Origin of the sequence: Acinetobacter sp. AOR14_HL (assembly GCF_027855175.1) — a bacterium.
In the GTDB taxonomy this organism is placed as follows: domain Bacteria; phylum Pseudomonadota; class Gammaproteobacteria; order Pseudomonadales; family Moraxellaceae; genus Acinetobacter; species Acinetobacter calcoaceticus.
Map to the genome: position 1 here is coordinate 30,430 of NZ_JAKTII010000005.1, position 18,891 is coordinate 49,320.

The 18,891-nt window shown below is 37.7% G+C and carries 15 protein-coding genes and 1 pseudogene; 8 read left to right on the top strand and 8 right to left on the bottom strand.

Annotated features, from left to right (window positions below):
• Positions 1 to 196 precede the first annotated feature (196 nt).
• Entirely contained in the window at positions 197 to 2,911 is a 2,715-nt protein-coding gene (gyrA, locus tag MKL38_RS05265; protein WP_003650180.1) for a DNA gyrase subunit A, read from the top strand.
• Positions 2,912 to 2,956: 45 nt separating this feature from the next.
• Here gyrA and MKL38_RS05270 read toward each other — a convergent pair whose 3' ends face one another.
• The 4 genes from MKL38_RS05270 to MKL38_RS05285 are packed head-to-tail and all read right to left on the bottom strand — an operon-like array spanning position 2,957 to position 7,806.
• A complete protein-coding gene (locus MKL38_RS05270; protein ID WP_270902739.1) occupies positions 2,957 to 4,054 on the bottom strand; it encodes an A1S_2622 family ABC transporter permease subunit in 1,098 nt (365 codons plus the stop codon).
• Positions 4,051 to 5,181: an ABC transporter permease gene (locus tag MKL38_RS05275; RefSeq protein WP_270902740.1), complete on the bottom strand. Its 1,131-nt coding sequence runs from the start codon at positions 5,179 to 5,181 to the stop codon at positions 4,051 to 4,053. The genes MKL38_RS05270 and MKL38_RS05275 overlap by 4 nt, the downstream gene beginning before the upstream one ends.
• Positions 5,182 to 5,184: 3 nt before the next feature.
• Entirely contained in the window at positions 5,185 to 6,306 is a 1,122-nt protein-coding gene (locus tag MKL38_RS05280; protein WP_270902741.1) for an HlyD family secretion protein, read from the bottom strand.
• Between the two features lie 12 nt (positions 6,307 to 6,318).
• The gene (locus tag MKL38_RS05285; RefSeq protein WP_270902742.1) at positions 6,319 to 7,806 is read right to left on the bottom strand and encodes a TolC family protein; all 1,488 of its coding nucleotides are present in this window, start codon (positions 7,804 to 7,806) and stop codon (positions 6,319 to 6,321) included.
• A 387-nt stretch (positions 7,807 to 8,193) separates the two neighbouring features.
• On the opposite strand from MKL38_RS05285, the gene serC reads away from it, so the two are divergent.
• The gene (gene serC / locus MKL38_RS05290) at positions 8,194 to 9,273 is read left to right on the top strand and encodes a 3-phosphoserine/phosphohydroxythreonine transaminase (RefSeq protein ID WP_270902743.1); all 1,080 of its coding nucleotides are present in this window, start codon (positions 8,194 to 8,196) and stop codon (positions 9,271 to 9,273) included.
• Between the two features lie 59 nt (positions 9,274 to 9,332).
• On the opposite strand, the gene MKL38_RS05295 is transcribed toward serC, so the two are convergent.
• Both MKL38_RS05295 and MKL38_RS05300 read right to left on the bottom strand, forming a co-directional pair.
• Positions 9,333 to 9,479 carry a hypothetical protein gene (locus MKL38_RS05295; protein ID WP_005038822.1) on the bottom strand — a complete coding sequence of 49 codons (147 nt, stop codon included), beginning with the start codon at positions 9,477 to 9,479 and terminating at the stop codon, positions 9,333 to 9,335.
• 33 nt (positions 9,480 to 9,512) lie between these two features.
• Positions 9,513 to 10,454: a hypothetical protein gene (locus tag MKL38_RS05300; protein ID WP_270902744.1), complete on the bottom strand. Its 942-nt coding sequence runs from the start codon at positions 10,452 to 10,454 to the stop codon at positions 9,513 to 9,515.
• A 246-nt stretch (positions 10,455 to 10,700) separates the two neighbouring features.
• Here MKL38_RS05300 and MKL38_RS05305 point away from each other — a divergent pair, with 246 nt between their 5' ends.
• On the top strand, positions 10,701 to 11,189 hold the full coding sequence (locus tag MKL38_RS05305; RefSeq protein ID WP_016801978.1) for a YaiI/YqxD family protein: 489 nt from the start codon (positions 10,701 to 10,703) through the stop codon (positions 11,187 to 11,189).
• Between the two features lie 7 nt (positions 11,190 to 11,196).
• Positions 11,197 to 12,105 carry a DMT family transporter gene (locus MKL38_RS05310; RefSeq protein ID WP_151743881.1) on the top strand — a complete coding sequence of 303 codons (909 nt, stop codon included), beginning with the start codon at positions 11,197 to 11,199 and terminating at the stop codon, positions 12,103 to 12,105.
• 29 nt (positions 12,106 to 12,134) lie between these two features.
• Here the strand turns inward: MKL38_RS05310 and MKL38_RS05315 are convergent.
• Positions 12,135 to 12,215 (bottom strand): annotated as a pseudogene (locus tag MKL38_RS05315) (PilZ domain-containing protein); the annotation flags it as partial.
• A gap of 149 nt (positions 12,216 to 12,364) precedes the next feature.
• Here MKL38_RS05315 and MKL38_RS05320 point away from each other — a divergent pair.
• From MKL38_RS05320 to MKL38_RS05330, 3 genes are all read left to right on the top strand, one after another.
• Positions 12,365 to 13,600 carry a lipoprotein-releasing ABC transporter permease subunit gene (locus MKL38_RS05320; protein ID WP_045429455.1) on the top strand — a complete coding sequence of 412 codons (1,236 nt, stop codon included), beginning with the start codon at positions 12,365 to 12,367 and terminating at the stop codon, positions 13,598 to 13,600.
• The gene (gene lolD / locus MKL38_RS05325; protein ID WP_198079535.1) at positions 13,593 to 14,279 is read left to right on the top strand and encodes a lipoprotein-releasing ABC transporter ATP-binding protein LolD; all 687 of its coding nucleotides are present in this window, start codon (positions 13,593 to 13,595) and stop codon (positions 14,277 to 14,279) included. Before MKL38_RS05320 ends, lolD begins: the two co-directional genes overlap by 8 nt.
• Before the next feature lie 83 nt (positions 14,280 to 14,362).
• Positions 14,363 to 16,795: a DNA internalization-related competence protein ComEC/Rec2 gene (locus MKL38_RS05330; RefSeq protein WP_270902745.1), complete on the top strand. Its 2,433-nt coding sequence runs from the start codon at positions 14,363 to 14,365 to the stop codon at positions 16,793 to 16,795.
• Here MKL38_RS05330 and MKL38_RS05335 read toward each other — a convergent pair.
• Positions 16,748 to 17,731, bottom strand: coding sequence for a lysophospholipid acyltransferase family protein (locus MKL38_RS05335; protein WP_080758339.1), 984 nt, complete (start codon positions 17,729 to 17,731; stop codon positions 16,748 to 16,750). The two genes, MKL38_RS05330 and MKL38_RS05335, sit on opposite strands and share 48 nt — an antisense overlap.
• Positions 17,732 to 17,864: 133 nt before the next feature.
• Between MKL38_RS05335 and sppA the strand changes: the two genes are divergently transcribed.
• Complete coding sequence (gene sppA, locus MKL38_RS05340) at positions 17,865 to 18,881, top strand: signal peptide peptidase SppA (RefSeq protein WP_017387852.1); 1,017 nt, start codon at positions 17,865 to 17,867, stop codon at positions 18,879 to 18,881.
• Positions 18,882 to 18,891 lie beyond the last annotated feature (10 nt).

An 18,891-nucleotide genomic window follows, 5' to 3' on the forward strand; every position in this document is an offset into this window, starting at 1 on the left:
GATAAGAATAATATGCAATTAAATTATACAAATATCACCAGATTGACCATGTAGATTCCGTACATTCCAAAGCGCTTTTGTGCTATACTATACAGCTATATTTTTTTCGACTTTAGTTCAGTTTTCGGAACTAAATTTTTTGCAAGATCAAGACATATAAGCAGATGGAAATTTCTATCTGTAAGAAGGAGTATGCATGAGCGTATCGGAAATCCGACCGATTGCCATTGAGGATGAACTCAAGCATTCATATTTAGATTACGCGATGAGTGTAATCGTATCTCGTGCATTGCCGGATGTGAGAGACGGTCTAAAACCTGTTCACCGTCGTGTGCTATTTGCCATGCACGAATTAGGCAATGACTATAACAAAGCCTACAAGAAATCTGCACGTGTTGTTGGGGACGTAATCGGTAAATATCACCCTCATGGTGACTCAGCTGTTTATGAAACCATTGTACGTATGGCTCAAGACTTTAGCTTACGTTATTTATTGGTAGATGGTCAGGGTAACTTCGGTTCGATTGATGGCGATAGTGCAGCTGCAATGCGTTATACCGAAGTCCGTATGACAAAGTTAGCGCACGAACTTCTTGCAGATCTAGAAAAAGACACTGTTGACTGGGAAGATAACTACGACGGATCTGAGCGTATTCCTCAGGTGGTTCCGACACGTGTTCCAAACTTGCTAATTAATGGTGCTGCCGGTATTGCTGTTGGTATGGCAACAAACATGGCACCACACAACATGACAGAAGTTGTGAATGCATGTTTAGCCTATGCCGACAATCCGAATATCTCGATTGAAGGATTGATGGAATATATTACTGGTCCTGATTTCCCTACAGGCGGTATTATTTACGGTAAATCAGGTATTGTTGATGCTTACCGTACAGGTAAAGGCCGACTACACATTCGTGGTAAGTACCATTTCGAAGAAGATGAAAAGACAGGTCGTATAACCATCGTCTTTACTGAAATTCCATATCAAGTTAACAAAGCAAGAGTTATTGAGCGTATTGCCGAGTTAGTTAAAGAGAAAAAACTTGAAGGTATTTCAGAGCTTCGTGATGAGTCTGATAAAGACGGTATGCGTATTGCGATTGACTTGAAACGCGGTGAAAACGCAGAAGTCATTGTAAATAACTTATTCTTAAATACACAGCTTGAAAACTCATTCAGCATCAACATGGTTTGTCTTGACAATGGACAACCAAAATTGATGAATCTGAAAGATATTATTGCGGCATTTATTCGTCACCGCCAAGAAGTAGTGACACGCCGTACCATGTTCGAATTGCGTAAAGCACGTGAACGTGGTCATATCTTGGAAGGCTTAACCGTTGCCTTAGCCAATATTGATGAAATTATCGAAACCATTAAAACTTCTGCTAACCCAGCTGAAGCGCGTGAGCGTTTACTAGCAGGTGAGTGGGCTGGCGGTGGTGTCGTTTCTTTACTCGAAAAAGCTGGTGCTATTTCTGTTCGCCCAGATGAAATCGAAGGTGAAAACCCAGATCGTCCATTTGGCTTATCTGAATCGATTTATCGTCTATCTCCAACGCAAGTAGGTGCAATTTTAGAATTGCGTTTACATCGTTTAACGGGTCTTGAGCAAGATAAATTACATGCTGAATATACTGAAATTTTAGGTCAAATTGCTGAACTTACGGCAATTCTTAATGATTTCAATTTATTGATGGCTGTGATTCGTGAAGAATTAGCACAAGTATTACAACAGTATGGTGATGGGCGTCGTACGGAAATTATTGAATCACGTATTGATTTTAGTCGTGAAGATTTAATTCCAGAAGAACAAGTTGTATTAACGGTTTCACAAACAGGGTACGCAAAAACTCAACCGCTTTCTGATTATCAGGCTCAGCGCCGTGGTGGCCGTGGTAAGTCTGCAACTTCAATGAAGAGTGATGACTTTATTCAACACCTAATCGTGGCTTCAAACCATGCGACTGTGCTGTGCTTTACTAACGTAGGTAAAGTATATCGCCTTCGCGTATTTGAAGTGCCTCAAGCATCACGTGGTGCAAAAGGCCGCCCGATTATAAACTTGTTACCTTTAGATGCGAACGAAACAGTAACTGCGATCTTGCCGTTAACAGAGTTCCTAGAAAACCATTACGTATTTATGGCAACAGCTTCAGGTACAGTTAAACGTGTTGATTTAGAGCAGTTCTCTAACATTCGTTCAAATGGCTTACGTGCAATTGAACTTAATGAAGAGGATACCTTAATTGGTGTTGCGATTACTGATGGTAATCAGCAAATCATGTTGTTCTCAAATGAAGGTAAGGCAATTCGTTTTGCTGAAACCGATGTGCGTTCAATGGGTCGTACTGCTAAAGGCGTCCGTGGTATGCGCGTTAGCATTGCAAGCAACACTTTAAGTGAAGAAGATGCAGAAATTGAAAATGATGAATCTGATGATAATGAAGATTCAGCAGAGTTAAGTGTAGTAAGTCGCATCGTATCGCTTGTTGTTGTTCCTGAAACGGGTGAAGTGCTGTGTGCGAGTGCCAATGGTTATGGTAAACGTACTCCTGTAAATGACTTCCCAACCAAAAAACGTGGTGGTAAGGGTGTTATTGCAATTAAGACAAGTGAACGTAATGGTGAGCTTGTGGGTGCGGTATCTATTGATGAAAGCAAAGAACTGTTGCTTATTTCTGATGGTGGTACATTAGTTCGTACTCGCGCGGCAGAAGTTGCAATGACTGGTCGTAATGCACAAGGTGTACGTCTAATTCGTTTAAGCGAAGAAGAAACCTTGGTGGGTGTTGTGTCTATTGAAGCGGTTGAAGATGAAGAAGAGTTTCTCGAAGGAGAGGTTGATACTTCAGAATTAGATACCGAAGATGCAGTGTCTACGAATGACGATGCATCAGAAGAGTAAGTAGAAATTAAATAAAAAAGGAAGCGTAAGCTTCCTTTTTTATTTTTATGAAGAAGATTTTTTAACAAGTCGATAATAAGCTAAGCACATTAATATTAATCCGGCTGTCGCAAGAAATATCAATTTTGGTACAACCGTTGCTAAAGGAACACCCATCTGATTAAGTTGTACAAACATTTGTACGGCATGTGTAGAGGGTAAACACCAAGCAAACCATTGTAACCACTCGGGCATGGCTTGATGAGGCCATGCAGCTCCAGTTAATAGGAATAGGGGAACAGAGCTAAACACAATAATATGTCCAGCACGTTCTGGCATATCTAAAAGTGAGCCAATCAGCATGCCTAATCCAATCACACAACTAATAAAAATAGGAACGGCGACTAGCAAACCAGTAAAGTTCCCACCGTGTGGATAGTCATTGAACCATAAGGTAAAACCGAAGAGATAAAAACATCCTAAACAGCCAATGGTAAATATACTTGCAAAAATTCCAGCGAAGCGAACACCTGTAATTTTTTGGTGTTGTTCACGGTAGCTTGCGATTAGCATTGCTAAACCTAACACAATCGTTTGATGGATAATTAAACCTGCAACAGCTGGAAAAATATAACTTCCATATCCTGAAAGCGGGTTAAATAAAGGGACTTGATGAATAGAAAGGGCTGGTTGGAAATGTGTGCGCTCTCCAAATTTTTCGACATATTCTTTTAAGGTCGCTTCAATGGATGTAGCTAACCCTAAACCAATTTCTTTAGTTTTTAAAAAGTTGGTTGTGCTCAAATATAAGCCAATTCCACCAGTTTCTCCTCGGCGTAAGCTTTGAGTTAGGTTGCTTGGTAAAAGTAAAATACCATCGGCCTTTTGTTCTCGCACCATTTGTTCCGCTTGTAAAAAATTACTTGTAACGGTAACAATATGAACATGTGGACTATTTGCACTTTGGCCGATTAATTGAGAGGTTAATAGGCTTTGTTCTTCATCAACTATCACGATTGGAATTGATTCAGCACGTTCTGCTTTATAGGCGGTTGGATAAAAAAAGCTATAAAGAATGACCGATAAAATCAGAGTTGTGAAAACCGAGCTATTACTAACAATATCTTTAAATGTTTGCCCATAAGCCTTTAAAAACTCTTTCATGTTGTTGCTCCCCGAATTAATTTTTTAAGCAGCAGAGAGCTTAAAAAGAAGTAAATAAGGCAGTAACCCAGAAGTATTAAAAAGGGAATCATTGAAATGAAAAGTGGACTACCAATGACCCATTGTTCGGTTTGCAGCTTGGCATAAGGTGTATAGGGAATAATGAGGGACCAAAATTTAGTGAAAATCGGTGCATTATTTAAAGGCAAAGTAACGCCTGCAAAACTTAAAGATGAGCCACCATAGACGGCAATAAAGCCAAAAGTTTTACTTAAATTTTTAGTGGCAAGAATGACCGTACTGCTAATCAGAGCATAGGCAAAATAAAGTAAGAACTGTGCAACCAGCAATAAACTTAAGGAACCCGCTACGAACCAGCCACGGATTTCAACTAGCCAAAACATCCATAGCCATGTCCATACACAAAAAATAAGGCTATAGAGCAAATTTTTAGCCAATAAGCCTTGAATAAAATTTTCTCGGTTCACCCATTGAGTGAGGGTATTACGTTTTAGTTCTTGTCCAATTGCAAAAGCAACACAGCAGCATAGCAACAGATGCAATACGGCAGGAACCATAAATGGCTCTAAATAAAACTCATAGCTCATGCTCGGGTTGTAAAGCGTTGATACTTTTACATGAGCTGTAGGTACATCTAAATAGGGAATATTATTTGCAAGATAACTTTGGCCTGCATAGTCTGCTAAAGCATTGAGGGTACTTACCAGCATTGCTGAAGAAATCGTATTTCCTACGCTAAAGAAAGACTGGTTAAAAGCAATGCTGATTTGAGCATCTTGCGCTTTCACAAAACGCTTTTCAGCACCGTCTGGAATGAAAACATAACCCCAGATTTTAGTTTCGTTAAGTAATTGATCCGCTTCAGTAGGGCTTGCCGTAATTGTTTTAATATCTACCGTATGATTCAACGAAAGATACTTTTCAATATTGCGGCTGAGTTCACTTTGGTCCTGGTCAATAATGGCAATGGGTAAATGTTCAGCTTTACCTGCGTAAAACATGCTGCTAAACAAAAAAATGATAAAAGCGGGGATAAGTGTCACCATGCACAAATCCCATTTATTGCTTTTTAGATAGTTTAGTTCACGTAATATACTGGCAAACATGCGTTATTTTTCTTCTTTAATTTTAAATAGAACACTCATACCCACTTTTAAATCTTGCACTGGTTTTTCAGGTACAAGATGAAGTTTAAAGCTACGAATATCATAGCCTCCAGTTTGGCGAGTAGTTTTTACAGTGGCAAATTCACCCTCAGCATCAATATTTTTAATTTTAAAAGTCACATTTTGATTAAGTGCAGGAATGAATCCTTCAAGGGTTTTATTTTTATAAACAGAGGCATATTGATTTTCACCTACGTTTAAGCTGACCCATAAATCATCATCTTCTAAAATGCTGACAACAGGTACACCCATAGCGACTAACTCGGAAGGCTTCCCGTAAGTTTTTGAAACTGTACCTGAAATAGGGGAGAATAAACGTGTCTCAGCTTCAAGTGCTTTTGCTTCGCCTACAGCTGCTTTTGCAATTTCAACCTGTGCATCTGCTGTAGATTTTTGTTGACTTGTACTACCACGTTTTGCACGAGCGTATTGTTGATAAGAGGCTTCACTTAATTCTTGCGCAGAAGTTTGAGCCGCTAGCATCTCATCTCGTCTTTGGCGTGAAATAACACCTTGTCTATATAAATTTTCACCACGTTGGTAAGTGGTTTTTGCAAGGTTTGCTTGTGCTTTGGTGCTTTGCCAGTTGGCATAGAGAGTATCGATATTTTCTTGCTGAGAACCGCGGTCTACCGTAGATTGAAATGCTAAAGCTGATTGTAAAGCTGCCAAGGCTTGTTGCTTTTTAGCTTCTATTTCTGGGCTAACCAAGCGAACAAGTGGCTGGCCTTTGGAAATTTTCTGGCCTTCTTGTACATAAATTTCTTCAATACGACTTGGAACTTTCGTACTCACGTGAATAGTTTCGGCTTCAACCCGACCTTGTAGTTCAATAGGCTTTGGCTGATAACTTTTCCACAAACCAAAAATAATTAAACCTAATAGCGCAATAATTACTAAGCCAATAATTAGTTTAAGCTTGGAGTTTTTAGGTGGTTGAGAGTCACCGTTATTTATGTTTGATTCAGGGGTGTCACTCGCTTGATCGTTTTTTTGAGATTGGTTAATTTCTACCGTATCCGCAGCAAGAGAATCCTGTTCTGAATGAGATGATTCTTGATTCATTTTATACTCCCCTTAACGAATATAGTCGGTATGTGGTTGATTAACGTAAGCTTTAAACTGGTCAATTGAGCCGTGACTTTGTAGTAAAGTCGCGAGTGATATGACATATTTATAAGCATTTAAAGCCATTTCAGTTTTTAACGCGCTTAATGCATTTTGTGCATCAATCACTTGGGTTGCTGTACCCATTCCTTCACGGAAAGACAGTTCTTGAATACGCAAATTTTCTTGAGCGGCATTTACGTTTCTTTGTAAGAGTTGATGGCTTTGCTGAGCAGAGTTGAGTTCGTTATATGACTTATTCAGAAGCGCCTCAATTTCTTGTTTAGTACGTTCGGTCATAAGTTCAGAAGCATAACGCTTTAATTCGGCAGCATGGATATTCTTATTTTTATCTACACCAGAGAATAGGTTGTATTTTGCCATTACACCGACAATCCAGTTTTCATTTTCATCAAGGGCATATTCACCAAATGCAAAAAGACTTGGTTTTTTTGCAGCTTGTTGAGCTTGAATATTTACGTTAGCCAGTTGGGTATCCATCTGCATTTTTTGTACAAGACTGGATTTTTGCGAATAACTGGTTAAAAGTGATTCTAGAGTTTGGCTTGGAGTGTTATTTACAAATAATGGGGTACTTAAATCGACATTATTTTGTTGATGTAGAAGATTATTAAGGCTAAAGCGACTGGCATTTAAGTTGGCTTGAGTACTTTGTAAAGTACGTTCCGCATTATTACACGCGACTTCAAACTGCATGCGTTGCCCTTTACTAATAAATCCTTGCTGTTCGAGCTTTAGGGCATTGCTGTAATGTTTTTGCATGGCATTAAAGTTGAATAAACTACTTGCTACCAGTTGCTGCTGTAATTGAACATTAAAATAACTTTGTACAACTTCAAACCGCTGTACATCTTGTTGCTGTTGACTTGAAAGTTCCGAACGCTGTGCTTGAATGTTGGCTATTTTTTTTGCACTGCTGGTTAAGCCGCCTGTATATAGTGGCATAACGACCGAAATAGAAGGGCGTACAACTTGATCTTCTATAGTCAGATTCGCATAGTCGGGAAAGCGATTTATACCATCATGGATGGTTTGATTGGCGCCTTCTTGAACTTGCCCCAGTACATCTGATGGAATGACATTGTTCCACTGTGAAAGTTTGTCATTCAGCCCTTGGCTTAAATCATTCTCAAGTTTTTGTTTAAAAGAGCCAAGAGGTACATCTGTTTCGCTATGAAAGGCATATGCTCTAACATTTAAATCAACTCGCGGTAATCCGAGTCCTTTCACTGCTTCAGCTTCTAGTTGAGACGCTTGCTGCAAAGCTTGATTAGCTTGAGTGCTATAAGAACTTTTCAAAGCTTGTTGTTCCGCTTCAGCATAGCTTAAGCTTTGAGCATATAAATGATTTGTGAAAAAAAGTCCTAAGGCCAAAGCAAGATGTTTGGGTTTAAAGAAAAAGGGGCAAATAGACTGTCTATATCGATGTACTGGCATTTTAAATAACAATTTCTGGCATCCCTTATAGTTTAAATTTCTTGTTATTAAATTCAATTATCATCTTGTTTCTTATACATTTGTATAAAAACAAGATGGTTTAAGGTCCCTTTAATTATTGAATATGACGAAGCCTATATATTTGTAATCCCTATCAAAGTATGTGAAATCATAATCACAAGTCAAGCTGATCTTGATTGAATAAAAAATGTTTTAAATCGATAAAATTGGAAGTTAAAGCAGAGAAATATATAGAACAATAATTGAAAAAATAAACCTAAATGTAGTCCAGCATTGAAATATTTACTTGAGAAGCTGCTGCAAGCTTAAGCAATCTGTGGTTAAATGCCATTTTTATTGTGTTTGACTTTATACAAGGGAAAAATCATGCGCGCGTACAATTTCTGTGCTGGTCCTGCTGCATTACCTACTGCCGTTTTAGAAAAAGCTCAACAAGAAATGTTGGATTGGCATGGTAAAGGTCTATCCATCATGGAAATGAGTCATCGTAGTGCTGACTATGTTGCTATGGCTGAAAAAGCTGAAGCAGATTTACGTAAGTTAATGAATATTCCAGAAAACTATAAAGTACTGTTTTTACAAGGCGGTGCGTCATTACAATTTTCTGCGATTCCTTTAAACCTTTTGGGTAAGAACAATAAAGCTGATTATATTGATACTGGTATCTGGTCTGAAAAAGCGTTAAAAGAAGCAAAACGTTATGGCGACATTAATGTTGTAGACGCTGGTATTAAAGTAGATGGTAAGTTCGCAATTTCTGAACAAAGCGAATGGAATTTATCTGACGACGCAGCCTATGTACATTATGCAGATAATGAAACGATTGGTGGCTTACAGTTTGCAGGAATTCCTGATGTAAAAGCACCACTCGTTTGTGACTATTCATCAAGTATTTTATCTGCTCCATTAGATGTTACCAAGTTTGGTTTGATCTATGCTGGCGCACAAAAAAATATTGGTCCTGCTGGTTTAACAATTGTCATTATTCGTGATGACTTACTTGATCAAGCTAAACCAGAAATTCCAAGTATCTTGAAATATGGTGACCAAGCGAAAAATGGTTCTATGGTGAATACACCATCAACTTACGCTTGGTACTTGTCTGGTTTGGTATTTGAGTGGTTGCTAGAGCAGGGTGGGGTAGATGCTATCCATAAAATTAACCTTGCAAAAGCTCAGTTATTATATGGTTATATCGACTCAAGCGATTTCTACAATAACCCGATTGCAATTCCAAACCGTTCAATTATGAATGTACCGTTTACCTTGGCAGATGAAGCTTTAGAAAAGCAATTCTTAAAAGAAGCGGAAGCAAACCATTTATTAAACTTAGCTGGACATCGCTCTGTCGGTGGTATGCGTGCAAGTATTTATAATGCCGTACCATTAGAAGGCGTACAGGCTTTAATCAACTTTATGGATGATTTTGCAAAGCGTAATGGTTAAGCAAATCAAATAAATAAAGCCCTCAAATGAGGGCTTTATTTTTGAATAAATTTTATAAACTAAAAAGGAACTAAACCAAACTGGTGCATGAATATGGCAGCTAAAAACATACCCAATACAAAAAAGCAAAACGCACCAGTATCGACCTTTACGCGCAGGCTACTAGATTGAATGAGGCTGGTAGTTTGTTCGGGTATAATCTTCATTCAATAACCTAATTATTAAAATATTAGTGAAATTCAATTAGTTTCACCCTTTTTAGCACAAATAGTCGCCTGAATCCAGATATTACCGCGAATATATTCGCCAATATTAAAGTTTTTATACAAATCGTTTTTGGTTGCAATGCGCACTAATATGGCAGGAAGATCATCTTCTAAAACCAAAGTAACATCATAAAGGGTATATTCTGCCTCCATAAATGTCATAGAAGTTTTGCCAACAATATTACCTTGGAACCATGCTTCATCTTCTTGACCAAGATTTTCACCATATAAATAAGCAACCATTTTAGAAAAATCAACGGTTACAGGTTCTTGATCTTCTGGAGTTTTTGGTTGCCATTCATTAATGAGTTCCTGTAAATTTTCAGGAGCAATACCATTATGTTCAGTTAAAATTGCATTTAATGCACGGTGATGTTTAATTGATGCGGGGTCATCAACAACAATTTTTTCACCTGCTGGAACAGTTTCTAATTCATAAGCCCATGCATTAAATTGAACTTGATAGTCTTGGGTTTTGTCATATTGACAAGAATTAACGCTAAATAAATTATCAAATGCATAAACCGTTGTATCTTTATTTAGTTTTAAACTTAAGACTGCTTGTGTTGCAGAGTCACAAGTAATGATACGTTCAATTTTCGCATTATATTGATATGGACTTTCAAAACTTGGAAAGGCTGTTTTGAGTGCGCGAGGTTTCTGATTTTCAACCGCAATAATCTGGTTGATTGTAACTTTTTGGTCTTGTGGGCCTTGAATCAACCAAAAAGATTGATCCATCTCTTCTTCATGTTCACATAAGCCCATTGGCATTACAGGTGCATCAAGTGCTAGTCCTAACCATTTTGGTACATCTGTTTCAGGATGGGACGTCAATAGATTCCAATGTTCGCCATGACTACCAAAATTTTGGTCATTTACTTTAATAACTTCTGGACTGTTTTGATTTTTCATAAGCATGATGCTGTTGGGTTCACATTACTTGTTATATTAAATCGAGGGTGTTTGCTATTTTTCAAGTCACCATATGTAAATTCTCTTGTAAAAGCACATATTTAGTCATTGAAAGATAGATATTGCTGCTAATTATAAAATAAAAGGTAGATCTGGCTCTTAAAAAACTTAAACACTAAATTAAAAATAAGTTTAATGTTTATTACTATTCACCTTAGAAAAGCATCTGTTAGACTTATATTTTTAATGGAAATAGAGAATAACTTGCTGCCATTTAAGCTATGGGTAGATGCAGATGCTTTACCAAGAATATTACGTGAAGTGATTTTGCGCGCATCAGATCGTTATCAGTTAGAAGTCATCTTTGTTGCTAATCAAAATGTTGGGATTACGCCTTCTGTCCGCATCAAGTCAATACAGGTTTTAAGTGGTGCAGATCAGGCCGACAAAGAAATAGTTGATCGTATGATTGAAAATGACATTGTCATTACGCAAGATATTCCACTAGCGGCTCAAGTCATTGAAAAGGGTGGCGTTGCTATTCACCCCCGAGGTGAGGTTTATACAACCGCTAATGTTAAAGCGCGGTTACATCTACGTGATTTCATGGATACGCTTCGTGGCGCGGGTGTGCAAACTGGTGGACCGCCACCTATTTCAGAGCGGGATAAGCGTGAATTTTCGAGTGCATTAGATCAAACAATTTTAAAGCAAAAACGTAAAACAGCTAAGTGAGCATCGCATGCCATCGCAAACCAATTTGGCTTTAACCTATGCCTTGTTAGTGTTTATATGGGCAACAACTCCATTAGCCATTGTTTGGAGTGTGTCCGATTTACATCTTATGTGGGCATTGTTGTTACGCTTTTTTATTGCATTGCCTTTGGCAGTAACCGTATTACTGATTTTAAAAACGCCTTTTCCAACTCATCGACAAGCAATTCATAGTTACATTGCCGGATCTTTTAGCTTAATTGGTTCTCAAATTTTCACATATGCTGCTACCCAATATTTAAGTTCAGGCATGATTGCGCTTATGTTTGGTTTAGCACCCATTATGGCTGGGCTGATTGGCCGTTTTGCATTCGGTCAGCAACTTTATAAGTTGCAATGGTTAGGTATGGCTATTGCCGTAAGTGGTTTAGCGATTATTTGCTTGAATGGATCGAACCAGCATGTGCATCCATTTGGCATTGTTCTTATGCTGATCAGTGTTTTTGTCTATTCTTTTTCAATTTTCTGGGTTAAGAAAGTTAATGCACAAATTCAGCCTATGGCTCAGGCAACAGGCTCTATTTTAGTTTCTTCGATTTTGGCAAGTTGTCTTATTCCATTTATTTGGCAATATGCACCGACACATTTACCAGAGGCCAAATCTTTATTTGCCTTAATTTATACGGTACTGATGGCTTCATTAGTCGCCATGTTTTGTTATTTCAAGCTTATACAAAATATTCAGGCAACGACTTTATCTTTAACGACAGTTATTACGCCAATGTTAGCCATGATGATTGGAGCTGCTTTAAATCATGAACAACTTTCGATTATGGTTTTTGTAGGTGCTTTAATTATCTTGTTTGGACTATTTTTATATTTCTATAAAGACATTCAAGCAAATCGAAATTTTGCTCGGCATATTAAGTCTAAATAGGAGAAGATTTGGGTAATTTGTTGAGCTTATTCATTAAATTGTTCTAATTCGTAGCGAAATGCATGATCAAATTGATCTCCCAACTTAAGTAGTAGAAAATAGCGCAGCAATATAATATTAGGATTGTTAAGGAAAGATCAGAACTTACTGATTTTTAAACCTTAATACAGCATCTAACGATATGGTCAAATAGTAGATGTGGATGCGATTTGACATGAGCATCTGCTATTTCCCATCAATCACCTTGGATTTAGAAGGTATGTTTAAACCAATCTCACTGTATATAGGGTTGAGATATACTCGCGCAAGACGCAGTAATCATTTTATTTCTTTTATTGCATTGGTTTCGATGATCGGTTTGACACTAGGTGTCGCTGTGCTGATTACGGTACTTTCTGTGATGAACGGTTTCGATCGAGAACTAAAAAACCGTGTTTTGGGAATGGTTCCGCAAGCTACAGTTTCATCTACACAAATCCTCACGGATTGGCCTGAACTGGTAAAACGAGTTGAACATCATCCACATGTAACTGGGGTTGCACCTTTTACCCAATTGCAAGGTATGTTAACCGCGCAAGGGCAAGTCGCAGGTATTATGGTGACGGGTATTGACCCAAAATATGAAAAGAATGTGTCTATTATTCAAAATCATATTGTTGCTGGTAGCTTAGATTCACTTAAAAAGGGTGAGTTTGGTATTGTCCTTGGTAAAGATATGGCCGATTCATTAGGCTTACGTCTAAACGACAGTGTGACATTGGTTTTACCTGAAGCAACGCCATCTCCAGCAGGTGTAGTACCTCGTTTCAAACGCTTTAAAGTGGTTGGTATTTTTAGTGTAGGCGCCGAAGTCGACTCTATGGTGGGATATATCGCTTTATATGATGCGTCAACCCTATTACGCTTACCAGATGGTGCTCAAGGTGTCCGTTTAAAACTAGATGATATTTTTGCCGCTCCACAAGTTGCTGACGACTTGGTAAAAAGTTTACCAAGTAATTTCTACGCGACGAACTGGACCTATACGCATGGCAATCTGTTTAATGCCATTCAAATGGAAAAAACACTAGTTGGTTTGTTACTTGTACTTATCATTGTGGTTGCAGCATTTAATATCGTTTCGTCTTTAGTGATGGTTGTTACTGATAAAAAATCTGATATCGCCATTTTACGTACATTAGGCGCGTCACCATCGATGATTACTAAAATATTTATGGTGCAAGGCACCGTGATTGGTGTGATTGGTACAGTTGCGGGTACGGTTTTAGGTGTAATTTTGGCTTTAACCATTAGTGATATCATTTCATGGTTTAACAATGTGTTGGGCTTAAATCTATTTGATGCTTACTTTGTGCATTACCTACCTTCTTATTTAAGATGGCAAGATGTGACGATTATTGTAATTGTGTCTTTACTTCTAAGCTTCTTGGCGACTATCTATCCGGCGCTTCGTGCGGCCAAAGTTCAACCTGCCGAGGCACTGCGCTATGAGTAAAATTGTTTTAGAAGCGAAAGATATCTATAAACATTTTGATGATGGTAAATCTAAGGTTGAAGTCATTAAAGGTCTTTCTTTACAAGTTGAAGCAGGGCAGTTTGTTTCGATTGTTGGTGCGAGTGGTTCAGGCAAAAGTACTTTGCTTCATGCACTAGGCGGTCTAGAGCAACCAACGCAAGGACAAGTATTTTTAAATGGTCAGCGTTTTGATAATTTAGGTGAAGCCGAGCGTGGTTTTCAACGTAACAAATACCTCGGTTTTGTTTATCAATTTCACCATTTGTTACCTGAGTTTACTGCGCTTGAAAATGTGGCAATGCCTCTTATGCTTCGCCCAGATAGCCAATACAAATCGGTAAAAGCACAAGCTGAATATTTACTAGAACGAGTGGGTTTATCTCATCGTATGGATCATCAGCCAGGTGAGCTTTCCGGCGGTGAGCGCCAACGTGTCGCTTTGGCCCGTGCTTTGGTCACTCAACCTGCGGTTGTTTTGGCTGATGAACCAACCGGAAACCTAGATCGTAAAACGGCTTTAGGCATTTTTGAATTACTGACCGATCTTAAGAAAGAACTCAATATGGCAATGCTCATTGTGACTCATGATGAGCAGTTAGCTCAGGCAGCAGATTCAATCTTGCATATGGAAGATGGTCTTTGGGTGAGCGGTTCTTAAAAAATTGTCATTAAATCACATTGTTAAAGCCCACTTAGTTGGGCTTTAATTTTGCCCCTAAAAAGATAACGATATGATTTTAAATGTTAAAGCTTATTTTACTGGGGTGGATTGTAGGTATTGCATTCATGGGAATAGATCTTCCTTTAATAATGCAATATGGTTGGATTGGTAAAGTTTTGCTCTTTATCTGCTTAATTTTTTATATTTTTAAGCGCCATCTTGTTGTAAATCGCCCCATATTAAAAGGAGTTTATTATTTAATCTGCGGTCTAAGCCTTTTTATTATAGGCCATCAGTATGCTCAGCATGCCTTAAATGAAAGACTACAACTACGGGAGATACAACCTGAGTCTTTAGACATTGTTGTGTATATAGACCGAATAAGTGAAGAAAAAGATAATAAGACACAGCAACTCGCTCAGGTTCTAGGGCGGTCATCCCATGTGGTGAATTGGTTGTTATATTTAAAAAATGAAAATGAGAGTGCATTAATAGAGGGGCCAAAATTACAATTAGGCCATTACTATCGAATTTCGGGTAAAACCAGACCAGCTCATAGTTATGCAGTATCAGGTGCTTTTGATCAAGAACAATGGTTCATTCAACGAAACATAATGTCAGGTTTCAGTGTTCAGCATATTGAACCTTTAAGCTCTGATGAAATTTATCGGTTGGGTTATCAAAATCACTTAAAACAGCAACAAAATTTTTTGACTAGACAACAACTAAATATAGAAAAACTTCGTCTAAAATTTAGATTAATGCTAAAAATATCTCCATTTCAGAATAAAGGATTGTTATTAGCGCTTTTAACAGGGGATGAAAGTCTTTTAAATGAGGATACTAAAAATCAATTTAAACAGTTAGGAATCTCTCATTTGTTGGCCATTTCAGGGCCTCATGTTCTCATTTTTGCAATCTTGTTATCTTGGGGATTACATCAATTAGTACGACGTTATTATTCCCAGCTTTATTTGTGGCAACCCAAGCAAATATTGGCAATGATTCCGTTATGTTTTGGTGTTTTGATTTATACAGCTTTTGTCGGCTTTGAAATTCCAGCTTTAAGAACTTTACTTTCAGTATTTTTATTTGCCTTTTTATTGTTTGTTAAACTGCCTGTTAAGCCATTTTCACTCTTGGTTTACAGTGCAAGTCTACTTTTGCTTTTCGATCCATTTAGTGTCTTATCGGCAGGTTTTTGGCTCTCTTATGGTTCTTGCTTTATTTTATTACGCATCTATCAAACCATAGTACAGGCTCCAAATCTTGCTTCATTGAGCTTGCTATCTAGAATAATTCTTTTAACTAAAACCTTAATTGAATCTCAGGGCAAAATATTTATTGCTCTATGTCCTCTAATGTTGATTTTCTTTCAGCAGATTTCATGGGTAGCACCTCTCACAAATATTATTGCTGTTCCTCTGTTAGGAGGAGTTATTGTTCCTTTAAATATTTTCGCTGCTTGTGTGTGGCTTATTTTTAATTCACTTGGAAATGCACTCTTTCAGATTAATGATATTTTGCTCAGTATGGTGCTGACATGTTTTAGTCTTTTAGAGAAATCATCTCTACCGTTGCAAGGTTTTAGTCTGACACCGCTTGCTTTAGTGTGTCTTAGCTGTGTCATTATTATCTTATTTTTACCACGTGGTGTTTTACCGAAATCTTGGGGGCTTATATGTTGTTTACCCTTAATCATTCCAAATAAGTCATCCCAGCAAATCCAATTAAATATTATAGACGTAGGCCAAGGACAAGCGATTTTTCTACAACATCCAGAGCAGACATGGTTAATTGATACGGGTGGTTCTTATGATGAGAAGGCGTTTAGTATTGGTCAAAATGTAGTAATTCCATATTTACGTCAGAAAGGTATTAAAGAATTAGATCATGTCGTGTTATCTCATCTTGACCAAGATCATAGTGGGGCATTTCCTTTTATCGCTCAGGCTTTTCCTATCAAACAAGTCATATCAAATGAGCTATGGGCAGAGAAGGTGAAAGAACCATTTACCTATTGTCATCAAGGGCAAAAATGGCAATATCCCCAGTTAGATATTGAAATACTTTGGCCTAAAGAAAATGATTTAAATTTAGTTCCTTCTAATCAAAATCAATATTCTTGTGTCGTTTATATTCATTTAAAACAAGTAAAGGGTTATCAAAATTATTTAATTATGGGGGATGCTGGATGGGAAGCAGAATATCAATTGATAAAAGAATATCCTGATTTAAAGGTAGATGTTTTGGTATTAGGTCATCATGGTAGTAAACATAGTTCTGCCTATGACTTCTTAGCGACTTTAAATCCCAAGCTTGTTGTTGCCTCTGCCGGTTTTAATAACCGATACGGTCATCCAAGCAACGAGGTGATAGCGAGAATACAAGCACTTAATATTCCTTTTAAAAGTACAATTGAGCAAGGAACATTAAGTTTTGTATCTCGCAATCATCAAATGATTTTATACACTCGACGTTTTGAGCGCACTTGGCTTCACAGAACTTTGTGAAGCTTCGGCTTTAAGTCTATCTACAATTTGAAGTGCTTCATTTGGATCAATATTGTAAATATTATCTAAAGCGGGATTTGCCTTAAAACGTTTATAGCTCCAGTGGTAATGTTCTGGATAACGATGGATGAGTTGTTCAATAGCCTGATGAATGACATAAGTTCCATCATCCGCACTACCTTCGTAGATCTTCTCATCCATAGGTTCAACGTGCATCGTAAAGCCGTCATTTTCGTTACGAATCGCGTAAAGGAATAAAGCTTTTGCTTTAGTTTTTTGAATAAGCTTGGTACTTAAATTACTTGAGGCAAGGGGAACACCAAAATAATTGATCATACTGCCGCCGACGTTAGGCGTATGGTCAGGCAAAATTACGGTAGTTTCACCTTGTTTTAAAGCTTTAAAAATTTGTCTTACACCAGTTTCGTCAGTAGGAACCAAGTGGGCTTGTTCACGACTACGTGCTTCTCGAACAAAACGGTCTGCATCTTCATTTTTTACTGGCTTGTATAAAATTGTCATTGAAGTGAATTGTGAACACCAAGCATTCAGGACTTCCCATGTACCAAAATGTGGAACAATCAAAACTACACCTTTTTTTGCTGCAAGTGCTTCGTGAAAGTAATGTTCGCCTTCAATATGATGAATTCTTTCGATATTCTTGCTATTTGATGAACCCCAAATACTTAAAAATTCAAAGTATGAGGTGACCTCATTACGAATAGCTTGTTGCGTAATTTCTATTCGCTGCTGTGGCGTTAAATGTGGAAGGGCGATTTGTAAGTTTAGTTCTATACTTTTTGATGTTTTAGTAATTTTTAAAGTATTGATTAACCCTGCCAACATACGAGCAAGAAAACGTCCAAATTGAATTGGCTGGCGGCTAAAAGTTTTGAGTAGGTAGTAGTTCATGCTTTTTGTATCTAATTTGGTCATCTATCGCGGGAAAAAGGAAGCAATAATTAAAAAAAGATAAAATTATTATAAATGAAATCATATTATTTAGACAGTTTTTATCAAATCAACGTATATAATGACATCATTTTAGATTAATTTGGATTGGAATTTTATGTCCGATTGGCCGCCAAAACCACAAAATGAACCTATAATCCCTAAACAAAATGGACCAGAATGGCAAATTCTCGAGAAGGCTGTACTTGCCTCTGTAGAGGAACAGCGTCGAAGTCGCCGTTGGGGTATCTTCTTTAAAACATTAACTTTTATTTATTTGTTATTCATTATTGTACTCATGGGTAAAGGCTGCTCAACCAGTAAAGAAGGATCTGCTGTAAGTAGCAGCAGTGCTCATCTGGCAGTGGTAGATATTATTGGAACTATTGATGCTTCAAGCAATCAATCTGTGAATAGTGAAGATACCAATAAAGCGCTTAAGCGTGCTTTTGAGGCATCAAATAGTAAAGCTGTTGCACTTAATATTAACTCACCAGGCGGTTCTCCAGTTCAGTCTGATGAAATCTGGCAGGAAATTCGTTATTTAAAAAAACAGCATCCAGATAAAAAGGTTTACGCCGTTATTGGTGATATGGGTGCATCGGGTGCGTACTATATCGCTTCTGCTGCAGATGAGATTATTGTTAATCCATCGAGTTTAGTGGGCTCAATTGGTGTCATTATGCCTAACTATGGGATTACTGGTTTAGCACAGAAACTTGGTATTGAAGATCGCACTTTAACAGCAGGAACGAATAAAGACATTTTAAGTATGACAAAACCGATTGATCCTGTGCAAAAGCAGCACATTCAATCTGTTCTTGATAATGTTCATACTCATTTTATTACCGCAGTCAAAGAAGGACGTGGAAAGCGTTTGAAATCGAATGATCCAGCTATTTTTTCTGGTTTGTTCTGGACTGGTGACCAAGCAATTCAGTTAGGTGTTGCTGACCGTTCAGGTAACATTACGAGCTTGATGCGTGAACTAAACCTTGATAATAAAGTTGACTACACAATTGAGCGTAACCCATTACAATCAATTTTAGGTCGTATGGGTGCACAAATAGGGCAAGGGGTAAGTGAATCTATTGCTCAAGAAGTGCAGACTCGTCAAAGCGCAAAATTACAATAAAATCTGTTTT